The sequence below is a fragment of the Arenimonas daejeonensis genome (genome assembly GCF_007993735.1).
Taxonomy (GTDB): Bacteria; Pseudomonadota; Gammaproteobacteria; order Xanthomonadales; family Xanthomonadaceae; genus Arenimonas; species Arenimonas daejeonensis.
This window is the reverse complement of the sequence record NZ_CP042453.1, coordinates 2,854,011-2,871,011: the sequence shown is the minus strand read 5'-3', so window position 1 is coordinate 2,871,011 and position 17,001 is coordinate 2,854,011. Positions and strand designations below refer to the sequence as shown.

General features: G+C 69.1%; 11 protein-coding genes and 2 pseudogenes. 6 read left to right on the top strand and 7 right to left on the bottom strand.

What is annotated here, in order from left to right; translation table 11 throughout:
* The first annotated feature begins 125 nt into the window (after positions 1-125).
* Positions 126-992: a phosphate/phosphite/phosphonate ABC transporter substrate-binding protein gene (locus FRZ33_RS14150; RefSeq protein ID WP_227977927.1), complete on the top strand. Its 867-nt coding sequence runs from the start codon at positions 126-128 to the stop codon at positions 990-992.
* The gene (locus tag FRZ33_RS14145) at positions 989-3,109 is read left to right on the top strand and encodes a putative bifunctional diguanylate cyclase/phosphodiesterase (RefSeq protein ID WP_146910420.1); all 2,121 of its coding nucleotides are present in this window, start codon (positions 989-991) and stop codon (positions 3,107-3,109) included. The genes FRZ33_RS14150 and FRZ33_RS14145 overlap by 4 nt, the downstream gene beginning before the upstream one ends.
* Here the strand turns inward: FRZ33_RS14145 and FRZ33_RS14140 are convergent, their stop codons facing one another.
* Positions 3,110-3,712: an exopolysaccharide biosynthesis protein gene (locus tag FRZ33_RS14140; RefSeq protein ID WP_146910419.1), complete on the bottom strand. Its 603-nt coding sequence runs from the start codon at positions 3,710-3,712 to the stop codon at positions 3,110-3,112.
* A 36-nt stretch (positions 3,713-3,748) separates the two neighbouring features.
* Positions 3,749-5,119: a hemolysin family protein gene (locus FRZ33_RS14135; RefSeq protein ID WP_146910417.1), complete on the bottom strand. Its 1,371-nt coding sequence runs from the start codon at positions 5,117-5,119 to the stop codon at positions 3,749-3,751.
* 243 nt (positions 5,120-5,362) lie between these two features.
* Between FRZ33_RS14135 and FRZ33_RS14130 the strand changes: the two genes are divergently transcribed.
* Both FRZ33_RS14130 and FRZ33_RS14125 read left to right on the top strand, forming a co-directional pair.
* Positions 5,363-5,992, top strand: a complete 630-nt coding sequence (locus FRZ33_RS14130; RefSeq protein ID WP_146910415.1) for a DUF47 domain-containing protein — start codon at positions 5,363-5,365, stop codon at positions 5,990-5,992.
* A gap of 4 nt (positions 5,993-5,996) precedes the next feature.
* Positions 5,997-7,127 carry an inorganic phosphate transporter gene (locus tag FRZ33_RS14125; RefSeq protein ID WP_146910414.1) on the top strand — a complete coding sequence of 377 codons (1,131 nt, stop codon included), beginning with the start codon at positions 5,997-5,999 and terminating at the stop codon, positions 7,125-7,127.
* Between the two features lie 141 nt (positions 7,128-7,268).
* Here the strand turns inward: FRZ33_RS14125 and FRZ33_RS14120 are convergent, their stop codons facing one another.
* Positions 7,269-7,691, bottom strand: coding sequence for a hypothetical protein (locus tag FRZ33_RS14120; RefSeq protein ID WP_227977925.1), 423 nt, complete (start codon positions 7,689-7,691; stop codon positions 7,269-7,271).
* Between the two features lie 22 nt (positions 7,692-7,713).
* Here FRZ33_RS14120 and FRZ33_RS16550 point away from each other — a divergent pair.
* Positions 7,714-8,063, top strand: a pseudogene (locus FRZ33_RS16550) (MGMT family protein); the annotation flags it as partial.
* An 88-nt stretch (positions 8,064-8,151) separates the two neighbouring features.
* Here FRZ33_RS16550 and FRZ33_RS14110 read toward each other — a convergent pair.
* Positions 8,152-8,774: pseudogene (locus FRZ33_RS14110) on the bottom strand (2OG-Fe(II) oxygenase).
* 40 nt (positions 8,775-8,814) lie between these two features.
* On the opposite strand from FRZ33_RS14110, the gene FRZ33_RS14105 reads away from it, so the two are divergent.
* The gene (locus FRZ33_RS14105; RefSeq protein WP_146910412.1) at positions 8,815-9,471 is read left to right on the top strand and encodes a rhomboid family intramembrane serine protease; all 657 of its coding nucleotides are present in this window, start codon (positions 8,815-8,817) and stop codon (positions 9,469-9,471) included.
* Positions 9,472-9,483: 12 nt separating this feature from the next.
* On the opposite strand, the gene rapA is transcribed toward FRZ33_RS14105, so the two are convergent.
* From rapA to FRZ33_RS14090, 3 genes are all read right to left on the bottom strand, one after another.
* Entirely contained in the window at positions 9,484-12,327 is a 2,844-nt protein-coding gene (gene rapA / locus FRZ33_RS14100; RefSeq protein ID WP_227977921.1) for an RNA polymerase-associated protein RapA, read from the bottom strand.
* A gap of 1 nt (position 12,328) precedes the next feature.
* The gene (locus tag FRZ33_RS14095; RefSeq protein WP_227978358.1) at positions 12,329-14,176 is read right to left on the bottom strand and encodes a M13 family metallopeptidase; all 1,848 of its coding nucleotides are present in this window, start codon (positions 14,174-14,176) and stop codon (positions 12,329-12,331) included.
* A 326-nt stretch (positions 14,177-14,502) separates the two neighbouring features.
* Positions 14,503-16,599, bottom strand: coding sequence for a M13 family metallopeptidase (locus tag FRZ33_RS14090; protein ID WP_174754983.1), 2,097 nt, complete (start codon positions 16,597-16,599; stop codon positions 14,503-14,505).
* Between the last annotated feature and the right edge of the window lie 402 nt (positions 16,600-17,001).

Here is a 17,001-nt window from a genome sequence, read left to right as displayed (position 1 = left end):
CCGCCGCGGCGGGGCGCATACAGTAGGCCAGCCCGATCCGAGCCGCCCCCGAGCCTCTTGTGACGCCAACGTTTCCCAGTGCAGTTCCCGGCGGTTTGCGGCGTCTGACCTTCACCCTCTTCCTTTTGGCCTGCAGCCTGACCCAGGCCGCCGACGGCGTGCTGGTGCTCGGCCGCATCAGCGACGACCCGCGCCGCCACTACGAACAGCTGCAGCCGCTGCTGGACTACGTGGTGCCGCGCATGAAGTCGGTGGGAATCACCGAAGGCCGCGTGCTGATGGCCCGTGACCCGCAGCAGATGATGAGCTACCTGCGCCGCGGCAAGGTCGACTGGGTCACCGAGACGCCCGGCACCGGCCTGCTGCTGGCCGACCGCGCCGGCGCCCGGCCGCTGCTGCTGACCGAGCGCAGCGGCGCCCGCGAATACCGCAGCGTGGTCTTCACCCGGCGCGACAGCGGCATCACCAGCCTGCCGCAACTGCTGGGCAAGACCATCGCCTTCCAGTCCCCGTCCTCGACCAGCGCCTACCTGGTGCCGGCCATGGCGCTGCGCGAGCAGGGCCTGCCGATGAGCCTGATGGTGTCGCCGCTGGAAGAAGCCGATGCCGGCAGCCTGGGTTACGTGTTCGCCAACACCGATGCCAACCTGGCGGCCTGGGTGCACAAGGGCCTCGTGGACGCCGGCGGCTTCAGCGACCAGGACTGGGCCTCCCTGCAGCGGGTGTCGGAAGCCTTCCGCCGCGACCTGGTCATCATCCACACCACCGAACCGGTGCCGCGGGCGATGGAGCTGGTCAGCGCCGGCATGTCGCCCGAGGTGGCCGAGCGCCTGAAGCAGGTGCTGCTGGGCGCCAGCGCCGACCCGCAGGCGCGCGACGCGCTGCGCCAGTTCTTCCGCACCACCGGCTTCTACGAGGCCGATGCCGGCACCCAGGCGCGCCTGGAGCAACTGCGGCGCGGCGCCCGCGACGTGCGCGAGGCGCTGGAATGAAGCTGCCATTCCGGGTGGGCCTGCGTGGGGAACTGCTGCTGCTGATGGCCGGCGTACTGGTGGTCGTGGTGGCCCTGTTCACCGCCCTGTGGTGGCACGAGAAGCGCAGCAATGCCGACGCCCGCGAGCTCAGCGCCGGGGCCATGCGCGAAATGGCGCGCGAGGGCCTGCTCAGCCGCGGCCAGACCCTGTCCAGCCAGCTCGCCGACGCCGCCACCAATCCGCTGTACTACCTCGACCTGGCCAAACTGGGCGAACTGGCGCGCGCCACGCTGCGCCAGCCCGACGTGGTGTACGTGATCATCCACGACGCCAACGGCCAGGTGGTGCACGACGGTTCCGGTGACATCCCGGCCTTCGGCCAGCCGATGTCCGACCCGATGGCCTACGAGGCCCTCAACGCCCAGAACGTGCACGGGCAGTGGAGCGACAAGCTGCTGGATGTCGCCAGCCCGATCCGCATCGGCGACGAGCGCATCGGCGGCGTGCGCGTGGGCCTGTCGCGCGAGAATGCCAACCGCCGCGAGATCGAGATGCTGGGCCCGCTGGGCGAGCGCCTGCAGGCCGCCAGCAACGAACACCTGGGCTGGTTGCTGGCCCTGTTGGCGGCCCTGGTCGGCATCGCCATCGTCGCGATGGTGCTGCTGCAGCGACGCATCGTGCAGCCGATCTCCGAATTGGCGGTGGCCACGGCCCGCGTCGAGCAGGGCCGCTATGCCGACGTGCGCCTGCATTCGGACCGCCAGGACGAGATCGGCGAACTGGTGCGCGCCTTTTCGCGCATGAGCGACAGCGTGGCGCGGCACGACCGCGACATCCGCCGCATGGCCTACACCGATTCGCTGACCGGCCTGTCCAACCGCCTGGCCTTCCGCGAGGCGCTGGACGAACGCCTGCTGACGCTGCAGGCCAGCAGTGGCGAGCTGGCCCTGCTGTTCGTGGACCTGGACGACTTCAAGCGTGTCAACGACACGCTCGGCCACGAGGCCGGCGACGAGGTGCTTGGCCAGCTGTCGATGCGCATCCGCATGGCGGTCGAACGCCTGGGCGGCCTGGGCACCGAGATCGCGCGCTTCGGCGGTGATGAATTCATCGTGCTGTTCATGGCCGAGGACATCCGCACCAGTTCCGGCCGCCTGGCCGAGTCGCTGATCGAGGAGATCCAGCGGCCGCTGGTGCTGCGCGGGCGCCAGGTGTTCCTGGGCGCGTCGGTCGGCATCACCCTGTTCCCGTTCGACGCCGCCAGCGCCGGCCAGCTGCTCAAGAACGCCGACATCGCCATGTACCAGGCCAAGGTCGCGGGCAAGGGCTGCTACCGCTTCTACAGCAAGGCCATGGACCAGGCGGTCGAACGTCGCGTGCAGTTGGAAGAGGAACTGCGCGGTGCCTGGGATCGCGGCGAACTGAGCCTGCACTACCAGCCGATCTACCGCCTGGCCGACCGCCGCCTGATGGGCGCCGAGGCGCTGTGCCGCTGGCAGCATCCGCGCCTGGGCGTGGTGCCGCCTTCGGTCTTCATCGAAGTGGCCGAGCAGAGCGGGCTGATCGAATCGCTGGGCCGGCACGTGCTGGTGCAGGCCTGCAAGGACGCCGCCACCTGGACACCGCCGGGCGGCGAACGTCCCTTTGTGTCGGTGAACATCTCGCCGCGCCAGCTGCGCACCGGCGACCTGCCGGACGTGGTCGCCAGCGCGCTCGCCGCCACCGGCGTACTGCCACAGCAATTGCACCTGGAACTGACCGAAACCGCCGTGCTCGGCGACGAGGTACAGGCCAGCGCGCTGCTGTCGCGCCTGCGCGCCACCGGCGTGAAGGTGTGGCTGGACGACTTCGGCACCGGTTTCTCGGGCCTTAGCCACCTGCGCCGCGTGCCGGTGGACGGCGTGAAGATCGACCGCAGCTTCGTCGCCGACGTGCTGCGCGATCCCGACGACCTGGCGCTCACCTCCGCCATCATCGCGATGGCGCATTCGCTGGGCATCACCGTGGTCGCCGAAGGCATCGAGGCCGAGGGCCAGTACGCCGTGCTGCGCGAGCGAGGCTGCGACCAGGGGCAGGGCTTCTGGCTGGGCCGGCCGATGGTGGCCGCCGACATCCAGCGCAATTTCAGCGAATGATCAGCTGAAGACGTCGGACGCCCAGCGGGCGATCTGGCCCGAGAACACCACCAGCGCCACGATCTCGGCCACGCCCAGTACCCAGGCGATCGCCATCAGGCGGCCGTCACGCTCGATCAGGGCGATGGCATAGGCCAGCAGGATGATGCCGAACGGATAGTTGGTGCCCGGTATCGGCAGCGCCAGCAGGAAGCCGAGCAGCACCAGCAGCAGGCCGGTGAAGGTGCGCGCGGCGAAGTGGTCGATCAACACCTCGGTGCGCGGCCGGCTGAGTTTCTCCAGGCGCCGCAGCAGGCCCGAGGTGCGGTCGCGGAAACGCGTGACGCTGTCGCGCGACAGCGGGCGCCGGGACAGGAAGCCCGGCACCCAGGGGTGCGCCATCTGCGCCAGGAACTGCAATCCGATCAGGCTGACCAGCGGGCCGCTGATCGCGCCGGCACCCACCGGCAGCGGCACGAAAGCCGGAAGCACGCAGATCAACAGGAACACGCCGTAGGCGCGTTCGCGGAACCTGTCCAGCATGCCGCCCAGCGTCAGGGCTTCGCCATCCGCGCCCTCGGCCAGGGTGTCGAGCAGGGCGCGGGTGCTGATTTCTGGGCTCATTGGCCGGCAGTCTGGAAGGCGATGGCTTTATCCGCCCTAAACCCCGTCGTCCATCTGCGGGTCGGGCAGGCGGGCGATCAGCAGCTTGTCGATGCGGGCACCGTCGAGGTCGACCACTTCCATGCGCCAGCCCTGCCAGTCGAAGTGTTCGCCCGCGTGCGGGATGCGGCCGAAACGCGCGATCACCAGGCCGGCGGCGGTGTGGAAGTCGTGTTCCTCTTCGCCGGGCAGGGTATTGAGCGAGAGCAGCTCGCGCAGTTCCTCGCTCGACAGGCGGCCGTCCACCAGGAAGGAGCCATCGGCGCGGGTCACCACCAGGGCCTCGTCCTCGCTGGCCTCGCTGGCCTGCACACGGCCCAGCACGGCGTCCAGCAGGTCGTTGGCCGACACCATGCCCTGGATGTCGCCATATTCGTCCACCACCAGGGCCAGGGTCTGCTGCTCTTCGCGGAAGATCTCCAGCAGTTTCAGGGCATGGGTGGACTCGGACACGAACAGGGCCGGGCGCAGGTCGCGGAACAGGTCGGGCGTGCCCTCGCAGGGGCTGCCGATCAGGCCGGTGAGCGACTTGATCTCCAGCACGCCCAGCACTTCGGTGTCGCTGCCGCGATAGACCGGGTAACGGGCGTAGGGCGTCTCGCGCATGATGGCCAGGTTTTCCTCGGCGTCGGCCGCCGCGTCGAGCCAGATGATGCGCGTGCGCGGCGTCATCAGTCCGGCGCTGCTGCGGTCGCCCAGGCGCAGGACGCGGTTGATCATGTTGCGTTCGTCGGCGTCGATCACGCCTTGTTCGTGGCTTTCGGCCACCAGCAGGCGGATCTCTTCTTCCGTCACCTGGTTGTCGCTGCCCTTGTCCAGGCGCAGCAGCCGCATGAAGGTCCGGGTGCTCAGGGACAGCAGCCAGACGAAGGGGGAGGCGATCTTCGAGACCCAGGACATCGGCAGCGACACGCCGCTGGCGATCTTCTCCGGCGCGAGCAGCGCGATCCGCTTGGGCACCAGCTCGCCCAGGATGATCGAGACATAGGTGATCAGTGCGACGGCGAGCGCCGTGCCGATGGCCTGGTTCACGTCGAGATCGGCGCTCATCCAGGCCAGCAGCGGCTCGAGCCAGCCACCGACCAGTTGGTCGAGACCCAGTGGTTCGATCCAGGTGGCGATGCCGTCGCCGATGGCGTCGCCGCCGAGCATGCCGGTGAGGATGCCGATCGAGGTGATGCCGACCTGGACCGTGGACAGGAATCGTTCCGGGTGCTCGGCGAGATCCAGCGCGGCCTTGGACCGGCGGCTCTCCTGCGCCATCTGGCGCAGCTTGGGCTTGCGGGAGGCGACGACGGACATCTCCGACAGAGCGAAGAAGCCGTTGCACAGGACCAGGAACAGAACGATGGAAAGGGCGAGGGTCATGGGCCGCCGGACGGGCCGGCAAAGTCTTCCATTCAGGGGTGGGGAGTGTCGGCACTATGCCATAGGCCGGCCCCGGGCCTGGCCGCCCCCGGCGTCGCCGGATCGGGTTTCCGCCAGGTTTCAGGCGGGTTTCAGCGGGCGAGGGGAGGCCGGAGCGCGCGTCCGGCGAGCCTTGGGCCCGGCCGGCGTTGTAATATTGCCGTCACGAAACGCCGGGCATCCCGGCCAGCCACGGGGTTCCGCATGTTTTCCCTCCAGACCATCTTCGGCAAGGGCGACAAGTTCTACGGTCTGCTCGAAGCCAGTGCCGCCGCCGGCCGCGAAAGCGCCCGCGCCCTGGCCGAACTGCTGGCCACGCCGCCGGCCCAGCGTTCGCTGGAGAAGTTCAAGCTGGCCCGGCAGCGCGAGAAGGACCTGGCCGCGCAGATCAGCCAGGAGCTGGTGAACACCTTCGTCACCGCGCTCGAGCGCGAGGACATCGAGGCGCTGTCGAACGCGCTGTACAAGATCCCGAAGGTGGTCGAGAAGTTCGCCGAGCGCTACATGCTGGCCTACGAGCGCATCGGCGACGTCGACTTCATCGCCCGCTCGGGCATGCTCGAACGCGCCTGCGGCGTGCTCGAGGAAATGGTCGGGCTGTTGCGCAAGGGCATGGCACTGGAAACCACCAAGGCGCTCAACGACAAGCTGCAGGCGATCGAGGCCGAAGCCGACCGCCTGATCCTCGACCTGTACCGCGACACCTACACCAACGAGAAGGATCCGATGCGGTACCTGATCCTCAAGGACCTGTTCGAGATCCTGGAGAAGGCCATCGACCGCTGCCGCGACGCCGGCAACGTGATCTACCACGTCGTCCTCAAGAACGCCTGATTCCATGACCACCGCCTTGATCCTGGTCCTGGTCGTCGTGCTGACGGCCCTGGTGTTCGAGTACATCAACGGATTCCACGACACCGCCAACTCGATCGCCACCGTGGTCGCGACCAAGGTGTTGACGCCGACCCAAGCGGTGACGCTGGCGGCGGTCATGAACCTCATCGGCGCCCTGCTGGGCACGGCGGTGGCCAAGACCATCTCCTCCGGCCTGATCGATGCCGAGGTGGTGGCGATCTCCTCGCAGCTGATCATCTGCGCGCTGCTGGGCGGCATCATCTGGAACCTGATCACCTGGTGGTTCGGCCTGCCGTCCTCGTCCAGCCATGCGCTGATCGGTGGCCTGTGCGGCGCGGCGCTGGCCGCGGCCGACAACAACCTCGGCGTGCTGATCTGGTCCGAGGCCGCCGAGGACTGGACCAAGAGCAAGGGCATCCTCTGGAAGGTGGTGATCCCGATGTTCAGTTCGCCCGTGGCCGGCTTCTTTCTCGGTCTGGTGATGATGGGCACGCTGATGGCGGTCATCAGCGCCATGAACGGCGCCGGCGGCTGGATCGCGCGCATCTCGCGCCCGCGCTGGGTCAACGCTTTCTTCGGCAAGGCGCAGATCATCAGCGCCGGCTACATGGGCCTGGCGCACGGCATGAACGACGCGCAGAAGACCATGGGCATCATCGCCCTGGCGCTGTTCGGTGCGCAGGCCGCGGGCACGCTCGACGACCTGCCCGGCTGGCTCGCCTTCCTGCATCCCGACAGCGCCGACGAGGGTGCGATCGACACCTGGATCATCTTCACCTGCGCCATCGTGATGGCCGCCGGCACCGCCGCGGGCGGCTGGCGCATCATCAAGACGCTGGGCCACAAGATGGTGAAGCTGCATCCGATCCACGGCTTCGCCGCGGAGACGAGCTCGGCCACGATCCTGTCGCTGGCGGCGCATTTCGGCATGCCGGTGTCGACCACGCACAGCATCTCGACCGCGATCATGGGCGTGGGTTTCGCCAAGAATCCGCGCGCGCTGAAGTGGTCGGTGATCGAGCGCATCGTCTGGGCCTGGATCCTGACGATCCCGGCCGCCGGTGGCCTGGCCTGGCTGCTGTTCGAGGCGCTGCGCGTCCTCGGCTGGGCCTAGTCTCTTCTCCCTCCCCTGCAAGCAGGGGACCCCGGCTCTGCTCCCTCCCCTGCTGGCAGGGGAGGGTTGGGGAGGGGTGAGCTTTTCGCTCAAGTTCCACCCCCTCCCGGCCTCCCCCTGCAAGCAGGGGGAGGGGCTGAATCAGAGGAGGTCGCCGCCGGCCGAGAGCATGCGTTCCATCTGGTCGCCCAACCCGCCGATCTCCAGCACCAGCCGGTCGAGCTCGGCGGCGTTGAGGGTGTCGTAGGGACGGTTCTCGCACAGCTGCAGGTAGGGCACCGAATCGAGTTCGCCGATCGCCAGGTAACCCACGCGGCTGGCCCAGTTGAAGGACAGCATGCGACGGGCATCGATGCCGGTCATCGGCGCGATCACCGTGCTCACGCGCAGGTAGGGCCGGCCGTCCTCGCTCACCATCTCCGACAGGAAGATGCTCTGGTGCCGCTTGCCCTTGTCGAGCGACAGCTGCACGCAGGCCAGGTAGGGCTCGCTGGTGGTGAGCTTGTACTTGCCCAGGTGGCTGCGGATCTGTTCGAAGTTCTGCATGGCGGGACGGTTTTTCATCGGGAGGGGTATCCTAAACCCCATGCCGGCAAAGCCCAAGGATGAAAACGCCTCCGAGCGCGGCCGACGCCTGATCCTGGCGGCGGTTTGGGCGATCCCGCGCGGGCAGGTGGCCGGTTACGGGAAGTCGCAAGGCGCGCCGGCCTGCCGGGCCGGGCCCGCCTGGTGGCGCGACTGCTGTCGGCCGGTGACGTGCCCGGGCTGCCCTGGCATCGCGTGCTGCGCTCCGACGGCCGGGTGGCGTTTCCCGAAGGTTCGGAAGGATTCGATGAGCAGGTCCAGCGGCTGCGCGCCGAGGGCGTGCGGGTGGAGGCCGGGCGGGTGCGCGGGCAGCGGGCCGCGGCCACGCTGGACGAGATGCTGTGGGCGCCGCCGGAAACGCCGGTCAAACGCGCTGGCCCGGAGAAGAAAGCGACCCGCAAGCCGGCCAAGAAACCGCGCGTGACCACGAAGCCGAAAGCTACCGCGGCCGTTGCCGGAACCACGCGGCGACGCTGAAACGCGCCCGGTCCGCCGGCAGCACTTCGTGTTCGACCTCGGCGCTCAGGAACAGCGCGACCGTGCCCGCCCGCGGCGCGATGTCGTGCGGACCGCCCGGCAAGTGCAGTCGCAGGGCGCCCCGGCGTGGTCCGGCCAGTCGGGGTTGAGATAAAGCACCAGCGACAGCACGCGCGCGTCGTCGCTGCGGAACCGGTCGCGATGGCGGGCGTAACCCGCGCCGGGCGGGTAGTGCGCGAAATGCGCTTCGACTTCGTCCAGCCCCAGCAGCAGGCGCCGGTTGAGGTCGCCACGCAGCCCGTCGAGCGCCGCCTGCAGTTCGCGCGCGGCCGCACCGCAGGCCGGATCGTCCAGCCACAGCGTCGAGTCACCGCGATGGCCCGCGAACCGGCGGCCGTCGTTGCGGCCGGTGGCGGCGGGGTGCAGGCGGCCACCGGTGGCGTGGTTCACGGCTTCATCGCGTGCGGCGAGCAGCAGGGGCAGGTCGGCGGGTACTTCCAGCACCGCCCAGTCGTTTTCGCGCAGTTGCCCGGACAGCCGGTCGAGAGCAGGGGAGTCGTACGGCAATCGGGGCGCGTCAGGCATCCGGCTATGATACGGCCACGACCCGCACGAGCCTTCCCGCATGCGACTGACTCCGGCCACCACCGCCCTGCTCTGGGCCATCGGCATCGGCTTCCTGCTCCAACAGGTGCTCAGCCCCGAACTGATGCACTACTTCATGCTGTGGCCACTGGGCGAGTACCCGGCCGGCTTCGCCGCCGACGGCTCGCCGATCAGCGTCGGGTTCCTGCCCTGGCAGATCGTCAGCTACGGCTTCCTGCACGGCAGCTTCGGCCATCTGTTCTTCAATGGCCTCGCCTTGTTCATGTTCGGTTCGTCACTGGAGCAGACCTGGGGCCGCAACCGCTTCCTCACCTATTACTTCACCTGTGTTGCCGGCGCCGGCCTGATCCAGTTGATCGTGGTCACGTCGGGCATCACCGGGCAGGGCATCTACCCGACCATCGGTGCGTCCGGCGGCGTGTTCGGCCTGCTGCTGGCCTACGGCATGCTGTTCCCGAACCGGCAGGTGATGCTGCTGATCCCGCCGATCCCGATGAAGGCACGCACCTTCGTCATCGTCTTCGGCGCGATCGAACTTCTGCTGGGCGTGTTCAACACGCAGTCGGGCATCGCCCACTTCGCACACCTGGGCGGCATGCTGTTCGGTTGGCTGATGATCCGCTACTGGCGCGGCCAGCCGCCGTTCCGGCCGCGCGGGCCGCGGCTGGTGCGCTGACGCCCGGAAGAATCAGCGCCGCAGCTGCAGGAAGTCGGTGCTGGCCACCAGGCGCAGGCTGTCCAGGCGTGGACGGGCGGTGGGCAGGGCGGACAGCACGGCTTCGCGTTCCTTCTCCAGCGCCGCGATCTCCTCGGGGCGCACGGCCGGGTTGACCCGGGCCAGGGCGCGCAGGCGCTGGATCTCGTTCGACAGCAGCGCATCGGCGCGGGCCATGGCCTCGGCGATGCGGGCCTGGGCGGCGACCTGGGTTTCCTCGCGTGCGCGTTCGAGCATCGGCGGCACCAGCGCGGCCAGCACCTTGCGCTGGGGCGAGAGGTCGAACACGCGGTCGCCCGCGCGCAGACGCGCACGTTCGCCGGGCGCGAAGTCGGGGCGCAGCTGCAGGCGCGTGTCCACCGCGACGCTGAGCGGCGCCGGCGGCAGGTAACGTTCGATGTCCAGGCCATGCGGCGCGACGCACTCGAGCACGTTCACCGCCTCCATCACCACGGTGCGCGGCGGCAGGCTGTCGTCCACCGGGAAGGCGGCGTTGCCGGTTTCGCCCGAGACCAGCAGTTCGCCGGCCGAGAGCAGCAGCGGGTGGTCGGCGCGCAGGTAGAGCAGGTCGTCGCGCGCCAGCGCGGTGGCGCGGTCGAAGGTGGCGGTGCGTGGGCCGTTCTTGAGTTCCTCGAAGCCGTCCACGGTGACGTGTTCGGGATCGAGCAGCCACAGGCCGGGCGCCAGCGGTTCGTTGTGTACGCCGAAGGCTTCCAGCAGGCGCAGCGCGTGGTCGTCCATGGCCGCGTGGCGGTCGTCTTCCTGCAGCGCGGCCAGCAGTTCGCCGCCGCCCTCGCCGCGGCTGCCCAGTTCGAGCAGGCGGTCGCGGCCGTCGGCGATGATGCGCGCCAGTTCGGCGTGTTTGTCGCGGCTGCGGGTGATCAGCTCGGTCAGCGCGGGTTCGCGTGCGTCGGCATCCTGTTCGGCCAGCTGCAGCAGTTCGGCACCGAAGGCGCGCAGCAGTTCGCGGCCATCGGCCAACACGCCGCGGAACGCGTCCAGGCCTTCGTGCACCCAGCGCAGCAGCACTTCCTGCGCGCTGCCTTCCACCGCGGCGGCGTGGATGTTGACGTCGCCGCGCTGGCCGATGCGGTCCAGGCGGCCGATGCGCTGTTCCAGCATGTCCGGGTGCAGCGGCAGGTCCCACATCACCAGGTGCTGGGCGAACTGGAAGTTGCGACCCTCGGCGCCGATCTCGCTGGCGATCAGCAGGCGCGCGCCTTCCGGGTCGGCGAAATAGGCGGCGTTGCGGTCGCGCTGCAGCAGGTTCATGTCTTCGTGGAAACGCGCCACGGCCAGGCCGCTGCGCAGGCGCAGGGCTTCCTCCAGCGCCTGCACCTTGGCGCGCGAGCGGCACAACAGCAGCACCTTGGCCGGCGCCACAGCGTCCAAGATGCCCAGCAGCCAGTCGGTGCGCGGATCGCGGGCGTAATCGTGCGCGGGTTCGTCGTCGGTGTCGCCGACGTCGTGCGCGAACTCGGCGCGCAGGCGGCCAAGTACGGTGGGATCTTCGGGTTCGGGCAGCACGCTGACGTTCGGCAGGCGTTCCGGAAAACCGCCCACCGCCGCACGCCGGTTGCGCACCATCACCCGGCCGGTGCCGTGGCGGTCCACCAGGTCGGCCAGCAGGGCGTCGCGTTCGGTCGTGTCGCCGCTGGCGATGCGGCCCAGACGCTGCGCCAGCACGTCGCCTTCGTCGGGGAACAGCGCAGCCAGCCGTTGCATGTCGCCGGTGGTCAGGGCCTGGCCGTCGAGCAACCGTTCGGCGAGGGCGGAGAGTTCGAGATAACCGCGCGATTCGGCGCGGAAGGCTTCCAGATCGGTGTAACGCGCGGGGTCGAGCAGGCGCAGGCGGGCGAAGTGGCCGCCCAGGCCCAACTGTTCCGGGGTGGCGGTCAGCAACAGCAGTCCGGGCGTGCGCGCGGCCAGCGCTTCCACCAGCGCATAACCCGGGCTGGCGAACTCCGGCGTCCACACCAGGTGGTGCGCTTCGTCCACCAGCAACAGGTCCCAGCCGGCGGCCAATGCCTGGCGCGCGCGTTTTTCATGGCTGGACAACCAGTCCACCGCCGCGATCACGCACTGTTCGTCCTCGAAGGGATTGGCCTGCGGCTCGGTCATCTCCAGCGATTCGCAGCGCTCTTCGTCGTAGATGGCGAAGGGCAGGTTGAACCGGCGCAGCAGTTCGACGAACCACTGGTTGACCAGGCTTTCCGGCACCAGCACCAGCACGCGGCGGGCGCGGCCGCTGGCGAGTTGCTGGGCGGCGATCAGGCAGGCTTCGATGGTCTTGCCCAGGCCTACTTCATCCGCCAGCAGCAGGCGCGGCGGGCGGCGTTCGCCGGCCATGCCGGCGACACGCAGCTGGTGCGGGATCAAATCGATGCGTGCGCCCAGCACGCCCCAGCCGGCATGCGCGCGCGCCTCGGCGCGACGCTGCAGGCATTCGCGCCGGAATTCGAACTGGTCGTTGCGGTCCACCCGGCCCGACAGCAGGCGCGAGTCGGCCTGCGACACGGGTTGTTCGGCATCCAGCTCGCCTTCGGCGTGCAGGTGGCCGTCGCACAGGTAATGGATCAGCGCCTCGCGCAGCTCGGCGCGTTCCACCGTCTTGTCGGTACCACCGATGCGCACGCGCTCGCCCGGGCGGAACACCGCCCGCAGCAGCGGCGCCGAACCGAGCGCGTACATGCGCACGACGCCCGTGCCGGTGAACACGATCTGCACCTGGCGCCCGGCCAGGCGCAAAACGGTCCCCAGGCCCAGCTCGGGCTCCGCGCTGGAGAACCAGCGCTGTCCTGGCGCGAAACTGTTCACGTCAGCGCCACAGGGCGACCTGCTCCTTGGGCTGGCGCTGCATGGCCACGCGGCCCTTGCAGCCATAGGCCTCGGCGAACGCCGGCAGGTTGGCCAGCGGGCCGTTCACCCGCCACTTGGCCGGCGCATGGTCGCTGGTGGCCTGCGCCGCGGCGAGCGCGGTGGCTTTGTCCTGGCGTGCCCAGATCGTCGCCCAGCCGGTGAAGAAGGCCTTGGCGGCGTTGGCGTCGGGCTTGCCCCGGGCGTTCAGCGCATCCCAGGCCAGCTCAAGGCCCGCCAGGTCGGCCTGGTTCTGCACGAAGCTGCGGCCACCGTTGACCCTGGTGACGCCGCCGGTGGCGGAATAGGCGTTGTACTGCGCGATCAACGGCGTGGCGCGGGTGCTCCAGGCGGCGGCATCGGCGCCGTTCCAGGCCTGCAGCGCCATGCTCATCTGCTGCGCGACCAGGGCGCCGAACCCACCGAAGTCGGCGGCGCTGCCGCCGTCGTCCAGCAGCGGCGGCTGCAGCGTGGCGGCGGTGACCAGCAGGCGGTTTTCCTGCGGCAGGTAGGCCACCAGCGGCTGCCACTGTTCCGATGGCCAGGCGAAGCGGGCGCGCACCAGCGCGTACTTCATCAGCCAGCGGCGCAGGGCCAGCACGTTGCCGGGCAGGTTGTCGCGTTCGAAGCGCAGGTCGTCGAAGACGTTGTCCGGCACTTCGCTGCCGACCTGCACCACCATCGTTTCCAGGCGCTGGCGGGCGCCGGCCTTGCCCTCGGCGCTGAGCCAGGTGGCGCGCTCGACCGCGGCCAGCGCGCTGGCCTTCACGGCATCGGCGATGGCCTTGGCGCGCTGCTGGCGCGGTACCGGCAGGAAACGCTGGGTGTAGGCCGCGTCCAGGAATTCCGGTACGCGGGCCTCCAGCGCCCAGCGGGCACGGGTGGCGCGCGGCGTCGGCGCCGTCTGGCCGGCGAGCGTCACTTCATACAGCTGGACCCAGGGCTCGTGGAACGCCTTGCCCAGGGTCGGGGCCATCTCGCGGGCGACATGCGCGCGCAGGTAGGTTTTCCACTGATCGGGTTTGGTCTTGGCGATCAGCTGGTTGAGGGCCTGGAAGAAGCCCGGGCCGGACATCGCCACCTGGGTGGCCTTGAGGCCGTGCGCGGCCAGCAGCTTCTCCAGCTCGAGCGCGCCGGCGACCTTGGCGGCGTCCGGGGTCTGCATGACGGTGAAGGATTCGGTGGCCAGCACCGACTGCGCCAGCGTGCGCTCCATCTGCAGCACCTGGCCGGACTGTTCGGCCAGCTTGGCGGCCGGGGTGCCGGTCAGGCGCAGCCATTCGGATACGGCGGCGCTGTATTTCTGCTCGACCGGCTGCACCAGCGGGTCGGCGCTGCCGTAGAAACCCGGGTCGGGCAGGCCCATGCCGGCCGGGCCGACCTGGGCGTAGGGGTTGCCGCGGTTGTCGCGCAGCACCTGCAGGTCCACCAGCACCGGCAGGCCGGCGGCGTGCAGGGCGGCGATCGCGGGGGCGATGTCGCGGTTGCGCTTGATCTTGTTGACGATGGCCAGCAGCGGCTCGAGCGGCTTGGCGCCCAGGGCCTCGATGGCGGCCTCGTCCTCGGCGCTGGCGAACAGGTCGGCCAGGCGCATGGACACGGTGGCGCCAGCGGGGGCGGTGGTGGCGTCCAGCACCTGGTTGCGCTGGACCAGGCCCAGGGCATTGAGCTGGTCCCAGCGGCTGAAGTGGTCCTGGTTCGCCGGCAGCGGGTTCTGCGCCAGCCAGGCGGCATTGGTGTGGCCGTAGAAGTCGGTGCAGGCCTGCGGGGCGGCCGGTGCGCGCTGGGCGGCGGCAGGGGCGGCGGCCAGGGTCAGCAGCAGGCTGCCGAGCAGGGGGTGAGCAGGGGACGGAGGCGAGAGGACATCGGGGACTCCACGAGGGGGAGGGGATTCTAGCGCCCGTTGCCTGCTTGCCCCAACGCCGGGGGCCTTGGGCGTCGCCTGTGTCGTCTGGGGGCGTGGGGATCTGGCGCCGTCATCACCGGGGAAGTGGATACCTCTTTCTGCTCAGTGAGGCCTTATATTTCGCAGAAAGAGGCATCCACTTCCCCGGTGTTGCCGGCCCGGATACCCGACAAAAGAACGGCCCGGACAAGCCGGGCCGTTGATTCCACAGGGCTTTGGGCCCGCAGGGTTTACCAGATGGCGACCTTGGCGTCGCCCGCACGCACCATCGCATCGCCTTCCTTGCAGCCGAAGGCGGCCGCGAAGGCCGGCAGGTTCGACGGCGCGCCGATGGCGCGGAAGTTGGCCGGCGCATGCGGATCCGTGGTCAGGCGCACCTTCAGCTCCTCGGGCTTGAAGTTGCGGCGCCACACCGTGGCCCAATTCATGAAGAAGCGCTGGTCCTGACCGTAACCGTCGATCTCCGCGACCTTCTTGGTCTGCAGCTCGCGCTGGAGCGCATCGTAGGCCACCGCCAGGCCGCCCAGGTCGGCGATGTTCTCGCCCAGGGTCAGCTTGCCGTTCACATGCAGGCCCTCGATCGACTCGTAGGCGTCGAACTGCGCCACCAGCTTGCCGGTGCGTTCCTCGAAACCGATCTTGTCCTTCTCGCTCCACCAGTTCTCGAAATTGCCCTTGGCATCGAAGCGGCTGCCCTGGTCGTCGTAGCCATGGATCATCTCGTGGCCGATCACCGCACCGATGCCACCGTAGTTGAGCGCGTCGTCGGCGTTGGCGTCGAAGAACGGCGGCTGCAGGATCGCGGCCGGGAACACGATCTCGTTGGCCAGCGGGTTGTAGTACGCATTCACCGTCTGCGGGCTCATGCCCCACTCGGTCTTGTCCACCGGCTGGCCGATCTTGGCGAGGTTGAACTTGTAGTTGAACTCGCTGGCGGCGATCAGGTTGCCGACATAGCTGTCGCGAGCGGTCTGCAGGCCGCTCCAGTCACGCCACTTGTCCGGGTAGCCGATCTTCGGGGTGAAGGCGGCCCACTTCTCGAGTGCCTTGGCCTTGGTGTCCTCGCCCATCCAGTCCAGGCCCTCGATGCGCGCCTTCAGGGCCTCACTGAGGTTGCCGACCAGGGTCTGCATGCGCGCCTTGGCTTCCGGCGAGAACGCGACTTCCACGTACTCCTGGCCCAGGGCTTCGCCCATCTGGCCGTTGATGGTGTTGAGCACGCGCTTCCAGCGCGGCTGCATCTCCTGCTGGCCGCGCAGGGTCTTGCCGTAGAAGTTGAAGTTCTCCTGCGCGAACTCGTCGGCCAGGAACGGCGCGGCAGAGTCGATGGTCTGGTAGCGCAGGTAGGCCTGCCAGGTGGCGACCGGCACGTCGGCCAGCATCGCGTTCACTTCCTTGTGGAAGTCGGGCTGGGCCAGCGAGAACATCTCCGGCTGCGTCAGACCCTGCGATTCGAAGAAGGTCGACCACTTGAAGTTCGGGGTCAGCGCATCGGCGTCGGCGATCGACACCGGGTTGTAGTACTTGGACACGTCGCGCGAGAGTTCCTCGCTGGACATCGACACCTTGGCCAGGCGGGTTTCGAAGGCCATCACGTCCTTGGCCTGGGCCGTTGCGGTGGCTTCGTCGGCGCCGGCGAGCTTGAGGATGTTGCCGATGTGGGCGACGTAGGCCTCGCGCACCGAGGCGTGTTTGTCGTCGAAGTAGTACTCCCGGTCCGGCAGGCCCAGGCCGGCCTGGCCGGCGTAGGCGATGTTGATGGTGGAGTTCTTGAAGTCCGGGCTCGGGCCGAAGCCGAACACGAAACCCTGGCCCCGGGCGTAGCTGACGCGCATCAGGGCGGCGATGGACTCGGCGGAGTCCAGCGCGGCGATCTCGTCGAGGTAGGCCTGGATCGGGGTCAGGCCGGCGGCGTTGATCGTGGCCTCGTCCATGCCGGTGGCCCAGACGTCGCCGATCAGCTTGGCGGTGCCGCTGGCGTCGGTCTGCGCGGCCAGGTTCTCGACCAGCTTCTGCTGGATCTCGAGCGAACGTTCGGCCAGCAGTTCGAAGCTGCCCCAGGTGGTGCGGTCGGCCGGCACCGGGTTGGCGGCCAGCCACTTGCCGTTGACGAAGCCGTTGAGGTCGGTGCAGGCGGCGATGTTGCTGTCCAGGTCGGCGGCCTGGAAGGAGATGACGGGGGTCTTGAGGGTGGCCAGGTCGACCAGCGGCTTGGCCGGTTCGGGGGTGGCGGCGGTCTCGGCGGGAGCCTCGGTCTTCTGGCAGGCGGCGAGGGCGACGGTGACCGCGAGGGCCAGGGTCAGGGGTTTGATCGAGCGAAGGGTCACGTTTGGCTCCAGCCCCGCGGGGCGGTTGGTGGGTTTCGGCCGTCGGCAGCGCGGCGGACCGCTGATTCTGGACCTTCGGCCGGGTCGCGACATAGGTCGAAGGTCACGGGACGTGGGCTTTGCCCTACGAAAAGCTGTCTTGCTCGCGGGTGGATGGTTCGGCGTATGCCGGGATCGTTCCTGGCGATAGGCCGCCGCACGAGGGTCGTTTCCCGGGGACGCCGTGAACCCATCCATGGGGGCTTTTCGAAAACGTCCATGTTTTCGAAACCCCGGAAAACGACCCTCGCACGACGGCCTGTGACGTTTCCGGGCCGGGTTATCGAATCCGGGAAGCTCGCAACCTGCGACATGCAGGCTCTTCGTGACCGGAGGGCACGAGCGGGGTTTCAACGGCCCGCG

Bases quoted from the DNA above. Each gene is read 5' to 3' on its own strand.
- FRZ33_RS14145 (WP_146910420.1), top strand. From the start codon at position 989: ATGAAGCTGCCATTCCGGGTGGGCCTGCGTGGGGAACTGCTGCTGCTG.
- FRZ33_RS14140 (WP_146910419.1), bottom strand. From the start codon at position 3,712: ATGAGCCCAGAAATCAGCACCCGCGCCCTGCTCGACACCCTGGCCGAG.
- FRZ33_RS14135 (WP_146910417.1), bottom strand. From the start codon at position 5,119: ATGACCCTCGCCCTTTCCATCGTTCTGTTCCTGGTCCTGTGCAACGGC.
- FRZ33_RS14130 (WP_146910415.1), top strand. From the start codon at position 5,363: ATGTTTTCCCTCCAGACCATCTTCGGCAAGGGCGACAAGTTCTACGGT.
- FRZ33_RS14125 (WP_146910414.1), top strand. From the start codon at position 5,997: ATGACCACCGCCTTGATCCTGGTCCTGGTCGTCGTGCTGACGGCCCTG.
- FRZ33_RS14120 (WP_227977925.1), bottom strand. From the start codon at position 7,691: ATGAAAAACCGTCCCGCCATGCAGAACTTCGAACAGATCCGCAGCCAC.
- FRZ33_RS14105 (WP_146910412.1), top strand. From the start codon at position 8,815: ATGCGACTGACTCCGGCCACCACCGCCCTGCTCTGGGCCATCGGCATC.